This is a genomic window from Cellulomonas sp. ACRRI (genome assembly GCF_022346185.1).
Classification (GTDB): domain Bacteria; phylum Actinomycetota; class Actinomycetes; order Actinomycetales; family Cellulomonadaceae; genus Cellulomonas.
Genome location: NZ_JAKRMS010000027.1, coordinates 24,370 through 35,519, shown reverse-complemented (window position 1 = coordinate 35,519; position 11,150 = coordinate 24,370). Strand labels below are relative to the sequence as shown.

Annotated in this window: 8 protein-coding genes; 6 read left to right on the top strand and 2 right to left on the bottom strand. The window is 71.7% G+C overall.

The window, feature by feature from the left end; all coding sequences use genetic code 11:
• The first annotated feature begins 264 nt into the window (after positions 1 to 264).
• The 6 genes from MHY85_RS07585 (at position 265) to mmsB (ending at position 8,573) form a co-directional block, all read left to right on the top strand.
• Positions 265 to 1,878, top strand: a complete 1,614-nt coding sequence (locus tag MHY85_RS07585) for a xylulokinase (protein ID WP_239195068.1) — start codon at positions 265 to 267, stop codon at positions 1,876 to 1,878.
• A gap of 25 nt (positions 1,879 to 1,903) precedes the next feature.
• A complete protein-coding gene (locus MHY85_RS07580; RefSeq protein WP_239195066.1) occupies positions 1,904 to 2,659 on the top strand; it encodes an L-ribulose-5-phosphate 4-epimerase in 756 nt (251 codons plus the stop codon).
• Positions 2,656 to 4,164, top strand: coding sequence for an L-arabinose isomerase (araA, locus tag MHY85_RS07575; RefSeq protein WP_239195064.1), 1,509 nt, complete (start codon positions 2,656 to 2,658; stop codon positions 4,162 to 4,164). Before MHY85_RS07580 ends, araA begins: the two co-directional genes overlap by 4 nt.
• Before the next feature lie 436 nt (positions 4,165 to 4,600).
• Entirely contained in the window at positions 4,601 to 5,743 is a 1,143-nt protein-coding gene (chvE, locus tag MHY85_RS07570; protein WP_239195062.1) for a multiple monosaccharide ABC transporter substrate-binding protein, read from the top strand.
• Between the two features lie 113 nt (positions 5,744 to 5,856).
• Entirely contained in the window at positions 5,857 to 7,395 is a 1,539-nt protein-coding gene (mmsA, locus tag MHY85_RS07565; RefSeq protein ID WP_239195053.1) for a multiple monosaccharide ABC transporter ATP-binding protein, read from the top strand.
• Positions 7,392 to 8,573: a multiple monosaccharide ABC transporter permease gene (mmsB, locus tag MHY85_RS07560; protein ID WP_239195051.1), complete on the top strand. Its 1,182-nt coding sequence runs from the start codon at positions 7,392 to 7,394 to the stop codon at positions 8,571 to 8,573. The genes mmsA and mmsB overlap by 4 nt, the downstream gene beginning before the upstream one ends.
• Before the next feature lie 100 nt (positions 8,574 to 8,673).
• Here mmsB and MHY85_RS07555 read toward each other — a convergent pair whose 3' ends face one another.
• A complete protein-coding gene (locus MHY85_RS07555; RefSeq protein WP_239195049.1) occupies positions 8,674 to 9,702 on the bottom strand; it encodes a magnesium and cobalt transport protein CorA in 1,029 nt (342 codons plus the stop codon).
• Between the two features lie 59 nt (positions 9,703 to 9,761).
• Complete coding sequence (locus MHY85_RS07550) at positions 9,762 to 11,048, bottom strand: PP2C family protein-serine/threonine phosphatase (protein ID WP_239195047.1); 1,287 nt, start codon at positions 11,046 to 11,048, stop codon at positions 9,762 to 9,764.
• Positions 11,049 to 11,150: the final 102 nt, after the last annotated feature.

Genomic DNA, 11,150 nt, shown 5'->3' with positions numbered 1-11,150 from the left:
CCCGACACCCCTCCCTCCACCCCCGCGCCGGACCCCGCCGAGATGGCGACTCTCGGCTGTGGTGCGGGCTCCGCGGACAGCCGAGAGCTGCCATCTCGGCGAGACGGGCGGCGGCGGGAAGGCGCTGCCGTGGCGCGCGAGCAGGGCGGTTGGTGCGCGCGCGTGTGAGCGCTAACATCGGGGGCAGGACGCGGCGGACCGCCGTGTGCGGGAACATCGCAGGCAGGCGGGCAGTGCAGCCCGACCGCGAGGACGGAGCACGCAATGGCGCAGGACCACGACGACGCACGCCGCGACGAGATCGCCGCCGCGATCACGGACGGCCGGACCTCGCTGGGCATCGAGCTCGGCTCGACCCGGATCAAGGCCTGCCTGATCGGCCCGGACCACGCGCCGGTCGCCACGGGCAGCCACGAGTGGGAGAACCAGTACGTCGACGGCGTGTGGACGTACTCGCTCGACGCGGTGTGGGCGGGCCTGCAGGAGTCGATCGCCACGCTCGTCGCCGACGTGGAGCAGCGCTACGGCGTCCGCCCCACGACGTTCGGCGCGCTCGGCGTCTCGGCGATGATGCACGGCTACCTGCCGTTCGACGCCGACGGCGAGCTGCTGGTGCCGTTCCGCACGTGGCGGAACACCTCGACCGGCCGCGCGGCCGCGGAGCTCACCGACAAGCTCGGGTTCAACATCCCGCTGCGCTGGTCGATCGCGCACCTCTACCAGGCGATCCTCGACCACGAGCCGCACGTCCCGCAGATCGACTTCGCGACGACGCTCGCCGGGTACGTGCACTGGCGGCTGACCGGGCGGAAGGTCCTCGGGGTCGGCGACGCGTCCGGCATGTTCCCGATCGACCCGGCGACCCGCGACTACGACGCCACGATGCTGGCCCAGGTCGACGAGATCGTGGCGACCCGCCGCCCGGGCCTGCACCTGCGCGACCTGCTGCCCGAGGTGCTGCCCGCGGGCGCGGACGCCGGCCGGCTGACGGAGGAGGGCGCCGCTCTGCTCGACCCGACCGGCTCGCTGCAGGCCGGCATCCCGCTGTGCCCGCCCGAGGGCGACGCCGGCACCGGCATGGTCGCGACCAACTCGGTCGCCCCGCGCACGGGCAACGTCAGCGCCGGCACGTCGATCTTCGCGATGGTCGTGCTGGAGAAGCCGCTGGCCCGGGTGCACCACGAGCTCGACGTCGTGACCACCCCGGCCGGCGACCTGGTCGCGATGGTGCACTGCAACAACGGCGCCTCGGAGCTCAACGCCTGGGCCGGCCTGTTCGGCGAGTTCGCCACCGCGCTCGGCGCGCCGGCCGCGGCCGACGACGTGTTCGGCGCCCTGTTCCGCGCCGCGCTGGAGGGCGACGCGGACGGCGGCGGCCTGCTCGCCTACAACTACCTGTCCGGCGAGCCGATCACCGGCCTCGACGCCGGCCGGCCCCTGGTGGTGCGGACGCCCGACAGCCGGCTGACGCTCGCGAACTTCATGCGGACCCAGCTGTACTCGGCGTTCGGCACGCTGAGCCTCGGCATGCACGTGCTGCGGGGCGAGGGGGTCGCGATCGACGCGATGCTCGCGCACGGCGGCATGTTCCGGACGGCGGGCGTGGCGCAGCGCCTGCTGGCGGCGGCGATCGACGCCCCGGTGGCCGTCGGGGAGACCGCGGCCGAGGGCGGGGCGTGGGGCATCGCGGTGCTCGCCGCGTACCTGGGCGCCGCCGCCGAGCAGGACCTGCCGACGTACCTGTCCGAGCGGGTCTTCGCCGGCGCGGACGTCGAGACCGTCACCCCGGACGCGGGCGACGTCGCCGGCTACGAGCAGTTCCTCGAGCGCTACCGCGCCGGCCTGGCCGTCGAGCGCGCGGCGACCGAGGCCCTGTGACCACCCACCACTGGAGGAGAACCCCATGACCCGGACCCTCGCCGACTACCCGGCCGAGGTGCAGGAGGCGGTCGCGCGCACCCGCGAGGTGGTCGCGACGCTGCACGCCGAGCTGCCCCGCTGGGAGCTGATCGTCTGGACGGCGGGCAACGTGTCCCAGCGCGTCCAGGTGGACCCCGCCGGCCCGTCGGCCGCCGACCTGCTCGTCATCAAGCCGTCCGGCGTGACGTACGACGAGCTCACCCCCGAGTCCATGGTCGTCTGCGACCTCGACGGGAACCTGGTCGACGGCACCCGCAGCCCGTCGTCGGACACGGCGGCGCACGCCTACGTGTACACGCACATGCCCGAGGTCGGCGGCGTCGTGCACACGCACTCGACGTACGCGACGGCCTGGGCCGCCCGCGCCGAGCCGGTGCCGTGCGTGCTGACGATGATGGCCGACGAGTTCGGCGGCCCGATCCCGATCGGCCCGTTCGCCCTCATCGGCGACGACTCGATCGGCCGCGGCATCGTCGAGACGCTGCGCGAGTCCCGCAGCCCGGCGGTGCTGATGCAGAACCACGGCCCGTTCACGATCGGGAAGGACGCCAAGGCGGCGGTCAAGGCCGCCGTCATGGTCGAGGAGGTGGCGCGGACCGTGCACATCTCCCGCCAGCTCGGCGACCCGCTGCCGATCCCGCAGGACAAGGTCGACTCGCTGTACGCGCGGTACCAGAACGTCTACGGCCAGGGCACCGCCGCCCCGGCCCCCACGAACGACAAGGAGCAGGACGCATGACCAAGCCGTACGCCGACCGCGAGGTCTGGTTCTTCACCGGCAGCCAGGACCTCTACGGCGAGGACACCCTGCGCCAGGTCGCCGAGCAGTCCCAGGAGGTGGCCCGCACCCTCGACGAGGCCGCCGACGTGCCGGTCCGCATCGTGTGGAAGCCGGTGCTCAAGGACTCCGTGTCGATCCGCCGGGCGATGCTCGACGCGAACTCCGACGACCGCGTCCTGGGCGTCATCACCTGGATGCACACGTTCAGCCCGGCCAAGATGTGGATCGCCGGCCTGGACCAGCTGCGCAAGCCGCTGCTGCACCTGCACACGCAGGCGAACGTCGAGCTGCCCTGGGACAGCATCGACATGGACTTCATGAACCTCAACCAGGCCGCGCACGGCGACCGCGAGTACGCCTACATCGCGTCCCGCCTGGGCGTCGCCCGCACGACGGTCGTCGGCCACGCGTCGAACCCGGCCGTGGCGAAGCGGGTCGGCACCTGGGCGCGCGCCGCCGCGGGCTGGGCCGCCACCCACGAGCTGAAGCTCGTCCGGTTCGGCGACAACATGCGCAACGTCGCGGTCACCGAGGGCGACAAGACCGAGGCCGAGCTGCGGTTCGGCGTCTCGGTCAACACCTGGGGCGTCAACGAGCTCGTCGCGGCCGTGGACGCCGTGGCGGACGCCGACGTCGACGCGCTGGTCGCGGAGTACGAGGAGCTCTACGACGTGGTGCCCGAGCTGCGCCGCGACGGCGACCGCCACGAGTCGCTGCGCTACGCCGCCCGCCAGGAGATCGCGCTCGAGACCTTCCTGACCGAGGTGGGCGCCAAGGCGTTCACGACGAACTTCGAGGACCTCGGCGCGCTCCGCCAGCTCCCGGGCCTCGCGGTGCAGCGCCTGATGTCGAAGGGCTACGGCTTCGGCGCGGAGGGCGACTGGAAGACCGCCGTCCTGGTGCGCGCGGCCAAGGTGATGGGCGAGGGCCTGCCCGGCGGGGCCTCGCTCATGGAGGACTACACCTACGACCTGACCCCGGGCGCGGAGAAGATCCTCGGCGCGCACATGCTCGAGGTCTGCCCCTCCCTGACCACGTCGAAGCCGCGGGTGGAGATCCACCCGCTCGGCATCGGCGGCAAGGAGGACCCGGTCCGCATGGTGTTCGACGCCGACCCGGGCGAGGCCGTGGTGGTGTCGCTGGCCGACATGCGCGACCGGTTCCGGATGACCGCGAACGTCGTCGACGTCGTGCCCCCGACCCAGGAGCTGCCGAACCTGCCGGTCGCGCGCGCGGTCTGGGAGCCCCGGCCCGACTTCGCCACCTCGGCGGAGGCGTGGCTGACCGCGGGCGGCGCGCACCACACGGTGATGTCGACCGCGGCGGGCGTCGAGGCGTTCGAGATCTACGCCGACATCGCCGGCACCGAGCTGCTGGTGATCGACGAGCACACCACCCGCCGCGGCTTCCGCGACCAGGTGCGCTGGAACCAGGTGTACTACCGGATCGCCCAGGGCTTCTGAGCCCCGGGCGCGCCGGCGCACCGCGCCGCGCCCGTCGACGACGGCCCGTCCCCGCTGCTGCGGGGACGGGCCGTCGCCGTGTGAGCGCTCACCCGCCGTTCGTCCGTTCGGACGATTGAGTTCGGTCCGCGAACTCAATGGTCTGCGCCGCGCGGGTGATCCTCCTGCGTCGACGCGTCCGCCGGAGGCGAGGGAAACCGCCGCTGACCTGCGGCGACAGTCGGCCTGAGCAGGAGGTCTCGTACCGTTATCCATCTGCAACCTGGGCCCCGACCCTTTGGCTTGACTTCTTGAAGTCAAGCCCGGGAGAGTGTGCACGTGCTCGCCGGTGGCGGGGGAGAACAACCCCGGCACGCGGCGCAGGGCAGGACGGGCGACGGTGCGAATCCGTGCCCTTGACGACGAGGTCAGCAACCCTCTCGAGGAGGAGAAGGACATGAAGAGCATCCGGTTCGTCGCGCTCGGCGGCGTTCTCGCGCTCGGCCTGGCGGCGTGCTCCGGCGGCGGCGCCGGCAGCACCACGGGCGACGAGACCAACGCGGACCCCAGCGACCTCACGATCGGCGTCGCGATGCCGACCGAGACCTCGGAGCGCTGGATCGCCGACGGCGACGCCGTGAAGAGCCAGCTCGAGGAGGCCGGCTACACGGTCGACCTGCAGTACGCGGCGGACGACATCCCGACGCAGGCGCAGCAGATCGACCAGATGATCACGAAGGGCGCCGACCTGCTGATCGTCGCCTCGATCGACGGCACCGCGCTGGCCAACCAGCTGCAGGCCGCGGCCGACCAGGGCATCCCGGTCATCGCCTACGACCGCCTGATCAACGGCACCGAGAACGTCGACTTCTACGTCACGTTCGACAACTACAACGTCGGTGTCCAGCAGGCCACCTCGCTGCTCGTCGGCCTGGGCGTGCTCAACGCGGACGGCTCCGAGGCCGGCGCCACCGGCCCGTTCAACATCGAGCTGTTCGCCGGCTCGCTGGACGACAACAACGCGCACTTCTTCTTCAAGGGCGCGATGGACACGCTGCAGCCGTACATCGACAACGGCACGCTGGTCGTGAAGTCGGGCCAGACCGACATCGAGCAGGTCGCCACGCTGCGCTGGCTCCAGGAGACCGCCCAGAAGCGCATGGAGGACCTGCTGACCTCCACGTACTCGGACGGCACCAAGGTCCAGGGCGTGCTGTCGCCCTACGACGGCATCTCCCGCGGCATCATCACCGCGCTGCAGAACGCCGGCTACGGCGACAGCATCGAGGCCGGCCTGCCGATCGTGACCGGCCAGGACGCCGAGATCGCCTCCGTCAAGCTCATCAACGACGGCGTGCAGTTCTCGACGATCTTCAAGGACACCCGCAAGCTCGCGGAGCAGGCCGTCGTCTCGGCCCAGGCGTTCCTCGAGGGCGACGAGCCCGAGGCCAACAACACCGAGGACTACGACAACGGCGTGAAGGTCGTCCCGTCGTACCTGCTGGAGTCGGACATCGTCTACGCCGACAACATCCAGTCGCTCCTCATCGACTCGGGCTACTGGACCGAGGAGGAGGTCGCGGCGGGTCAGGCCTCCTGACCACCCGACGCATCGCGTGACCGACGCGGGCCGGCCGGCACCACATCGCGTGCCGGCCGGCCCCGCGGCGGCGTGTTCCATCGCCCGACACGACTGAGGACGGTCGAGGCCGCATGAGCGACCACATCCTGGAAATGCACTCCATCACCAAGACCTTTCCCGGGGTCAAGGCGCTGCAGGACGTCAACCTGAACGTCAAGCGCGGGGAGATCCACGCGATCTGCGGGGAGAACGGGGCCGGCAAGTCCACCCTCATGAAGGTGCTGTCGGGCGTGTACCCGCACGGCACCTACGACGGGGAGATCCGCTTCGACGGGGAGACGGTCGAGTTCAGCTCGATCAACGACTCCGAGGAGAAGGGGATCGTCATCATCCACCAGGAGCTCGCTCTGGTGCCCTACCTCTCGGTCGCGGAGAACATCTTCCTCGGCAACGAGCGGGCGCGCCACGGCCTCGTCGACTGGAACAGGGCGAACTCCGAGGCGGCCGTGCTGCTGGCCCGGGTCGGCCTCGACGAGAACCCCACGACCCCGATCGGCCAGCTCGGCGTCGGCAAGCAGCAGCTCGTGGAGATCGCCAAGGCGCTCTCCAAGAAGGTGAAGCTGCTCATCCTCGACGAGCCGACCGCGGCGCTCAACGACTCGGACTCGGAGCACCTGCTCAACCTGCTCCGGCACCTGCAGGGTCAGGGCATCACCTCGATCATGATCTCGCACAAGCTCAACGAGATCGCGGAGATCGCGAACTCCACGACGATCATCCGCGACGGCAAGACGATCGAGACCCTCGACATGGTCGAGGACAACGTGACCCAGGACCGGATCATCAAGGGCATGGTCGGCCGGGACCTCGAGCACCGGTACCCCGAGCACGTCTCGCACATCGGCGAGGAGGTGTTCCGGGTCGAGGACTGGCACGTCGAGCACCCCACCCAGCCGGGTCGCGTCGTCGTCGACGGGGCGTCGTTCACCGTGCGCGCCGGCGAGATCGTCGGCATCGCGGGCCTGATGGGCGCCGGGCGCACCGAGCTCGCGATGAGCGTGTTCGGGCGGTCCTACGGCCGCAACGTCACGGGCAAGGTCTTCCTGCACGGCAAGGAGATCAAGACCCGCTCGGTCAGCGAGGCGATCGACCACGGCCTCGCGTACGCGACCGAGGACCGCAAGACCTACGGCCTCAACCTCATCGAGGACATCCGCCGGAACATCTCCGCCGCCGGGCTCGGCAAGCTGTCGAAGGCCGGCTGGGTCAACGGCAACGAGGAGATCAAGGTCGCCGAGGAGTACCGGCGGTCGATGAACATCAAGTCGCCGACCGTCATGGCGCTGACCGGCAAGCTGTCGGGCGGCAACCAGCAGAAGGTCGTGCTGTCCAAGTGGATCTACACGGACCCCGAGGTCCTGATCCTGGACGAGCCGACCCGCGGCATCGACGTCGGCGCCAAGTACGAGATCTACACGATCATCAACAAGCTCGCGGACGCGGGGAAGGCCGTCGTGGTCATCTCCTCCGAGCTGCCGGAGCTCCTGGGCATCTGCGACCGCATCTACACCCTCGCGTTCGGCCGGATCACCGGCGTGCAGGAGCGCGCGGTCGCCACCCCGGAGAGCCTCATGGAGCTCATGACGAAGGAAAAGGAAACGGTTCGATGACGGCTGTGGAAGGCCTGCGGGACATCTTCACGAAGAACCTGCGGACGAGTGGCATCTACATCGCGTTCCTCGCGATCATCGTGCTCTTCGCGATCCTCACGGACGGCGTGCTGCTCGCCCCGGGCAACATCACCAACATCGTCCTGCAGTACTCGTACATCCTGATCCTCGCCATCGGCATGGTGATCGTCATCATCGGCGGCCACATCGACCTGTCGGTGGGCTCCGTGGTGGCGCTGACCGGCGCCGTCTCCGCGATCCTCGTGATCAAGAACGGGCAGCCGTGGTGGGTCGGCATCCTCGCCGCCCTGGTGGTCGGCCTGCTGGTGGGCGCGTGGCAGGGCTTCTGGGTCGCGTACGTCGGGATCCCCGCGTTCATCGTCACCCTGGCCGGCATGCTGCTGTTCCGCGGCCTCACCTACGAGGTCCTGGACAACATCTCGCTGTCGCCGTTCCCGTCCAGCTACCAGAAGGTCGCGGGCGGCTTCATCAACGGCCTGCTCGGCGGCAACGGCTACGACGCCTTCACCCTGGTGATCGCGGCGATCGGCATCGTCGGCTACGCGTACTCCGCCTGGCGCTCCCGCATGGGCCGCGTCCGCTACCAGCAGTCCGTCGAGGCGCTGCCGCTGTTCATCCTCAAGATCGTCGCGATCGCGGTCGTCGTCATGGCGTTCGCCTGGCAGCTGGCGCACTCGCGCGGCCTGCCGATCGTGCTGATCATCCTCGCGGTGCTGATCCTGACCTACAACACCGTCACCAACCGCACGGTCTTCGGCCGCCACGTCTACGCGATCGGTGGCAACCTCAACGCCGCCCAGCTGTCCGGCGTGAAGGTCAAGCAGGTCAACTTCTGGATCTTCGTCAACATGGGCTTCCTGGCCGGTGTCGCGGGTGCGATCTACTCGTCCCGCTCCAACGGCGCGCAGCCCGGCGCGGGCAACATGTTCGAGCTCGACGCCATCGCCGCCTGCTTCATCGGTGGCGCGTCGACGACCGGTGGTGTCGGCCGCGTGACCGGTGCCATGGTCGGTGGCCTGATCATGGCCGTGATGTCCAACGGCATGCAGCTGATGGGCGTGCCGCAGTCGACGCAGCAGATCGTCAAGGGCCTCGTGCTCCTGCTGGCCGTGGCGTTCGACATCTACAACAAGCGCCGCGCGGGCGCCGCCCGCTGACCTCGGGCGCATCGCACGGCCGACGAGGGCCGGGACGCGGGGGCACACCCCGGGTCCCGGCCCTCGCCTCGTGCGGTCCCCGGGGCGGTGCGGGAGCGGGTCAGAGCCAGCCGTTGCGGCGGAACGCGCGGTGCAGCGCCACGCACGCGCCCGCGATGACCGCGAGCACCACGAAGTAGCCGTACCGGGTCCCCAGCTCGGGCATGTGCTCGAAGTTCATCCCGTAGATCCCGGCCACCGCCGTGGGCACGAGCGCGATCGCGGCCCAGGCCGAGATCTTCCGCATGTCCTCGTTCTGCCGCAGCGCGACCCGGCTCTGGCCGGTGGTGACGCGCGCCGTGTTCGCCTGCAGCACGTCGGTGAGCTGCCGGTCGATCACCTCGATCTGGTCGACGGCCCGCAGCAGGTGGTCGTGCACGTCCCGGAAGTACGGCTCGGCCGCGGCGGGCACGTGCGGCACCTCGCCGGCCGCCAGCCGCTCCAGCGGCCGCTGCAGGGGCAGCATCGCCCGGCGGAACTCCGCGACCTCCTGCTTGAGCTTGTAGATCCGCTCGGAGTGGTCGTCGTCGCCGGGGCCGAACACCAGCAGCTCGATGTCGTCGACGTCCAGGTCGATGTGGCCGAGCGCCGCCTCGTACCCGTCGACCACCCGGTCCGCGGTGCGGTACAGCACCCCCGCCGGGCCGAAGTCCTCGTCCGCGGGCACCCCGGCGTCGAGCTCCGCGCGCACCTGCCGCAGCACGCCGCCCTCCCCGTGCCGGACGGAGACCACGGCCTGCGGCCGGAGGAACATCGCGATCTCGGTGACCTCGACGACCTCCACGTGGTCGACGTACCGGACCGGCTTGAGCACGGCGAACACGACGTCGTCGTAGATCTCGAGCTTGGGCCGCTGGTGCGCGTGCACGGCGTCCTCGACGGCCAGGGGCGGCAGCGCGAACTCCTCGGCGACCTCGGCGATGTCGGCGTCCGTGGGCTCGCGCAGGCCGACCCAGACGAACCCCTCGGTGGCGTCGGCGGCGTGCGCGGCCTTCCGCAGCGGGACCCGCCCGGGCACCCGCTCTCCCCCCGTGTACAGGCCGCAGTCACCGATCGCGGCGTCGGCCCCGGTGCGCTGCACGTCCGTCACGCCCTCACGATAGGTCCGCGCGGCGTGGCCGTCCCGCCGACCGCCCGGTGGGGCCGCGGTCAGGACGCGCGGCGCAGCGCGACGACCGTGACGTCGTCCGGCCGGCCCTCGCTCACCGCCGCCAGCCGCAGCACGCGCTGCACGGCCTCCTCGGCGCTCGGGCAGTCGAGCAGCTCGCCCACCAGCAGCGGGACGCAGCGCAGCGACCCGTCGAACAGGTCGAGCACCCCGTCGCTGAACGTCAGCAGCAGGTCCGCGGGCCCGAGGTGCGTCTCGCCGAGCGCGCGGGTGGCCTCGTCGGTGACCCCGAGGGGCAGGCCGAGCGCGTCCAGCCGCTCCCACGTGCCGTCGGCGCGCACCACGAGCGTCAGGCCGTGCCCCGCGTCGGCGTAGGTGACCCGGCCGGTCGCGGCCTCCAGGCGGGCGTGGAACGCGGTCGCGAACAGCCCGGCGCCCGACAGATCGGCGTGCAGCACGGCCCCCGCCTGGAGCATCGCGCGGTCGACCGCCTCGCCCTGCGCGGACCCGCGCAGCACGGCCCGCACGGCGGCGGCCAGGATCGCGGCGGCGGGGCCCTTGCCCATGACGTCGGCGAGGCTGATCACCACCCCGTCGTCCGCGGGGTACCAGTCGTAGAAGTCGCCGCCCACCTGGTTGCTGGGCAGGCAGGCGCCGGCCAGCTCGTAGCCGTCGACCCGCGGGGACTCGCGGGGGAGCAGGCCCATCTGCACCTGCTGGGCGCGCTCCAGCTCCGCGTCGACGCTCAGCTCCTTGGCGACCCAGTGCGCGAGGTCGCGGAGCAGCGCGGACTGGTCGGCGGTGAACCGGCGAGGACGGGTGTCGGCGATGCACAGGGTGCCGAGCCGCCGGCCGTCGGCGCCGACCATCGGGTGCTCGGCGTAGAACCGCAGCCGGGCGTCCGGCCCGCGGTCCTCGAGGACCGCGCCGCCGTCGGCGCCCGCCGGCACCGGGGTCCCGCCGAGCTCGGCGGGTACGACCATCGGCGCGGGCGCGGGCTCGCCGGCGCCCACGAGCGACACCGTCGCGGTGGGCACGTCGAAGAGCTGGCGGGCGAGGCGCACCACGCGCTCGAACCGCGGCTCGGGCGCGCCGCGCACCGCGCCGACGTGCTCCAGGGCGGCCAGGCGCTGCGCGAGGCTGCGGGCGGCGGGGGCCGACGCGTCGAGGGGCGCGACGACGACGGTCGGGCCGGGGCCCGCGTCGGGGCCGCCCGCGGGCAGCGCCGGGGCCGGCGGTCCGGCGACGGGGACCTCGACGGCGGCGGAGCCGTCGCCCGCGGGCTCGCGCGGGGTCGGCACCGACGGGGTGGTCGTGCGGGTCGGCACCGGTCACCTCCTGCGGGTCTGCGCGACGCTCCTGTCCTCACGGATACATCGGCATCCCGCGCCCCGGGATGAGCCCCCGGGGACGTGCTCCCGCACACGTGC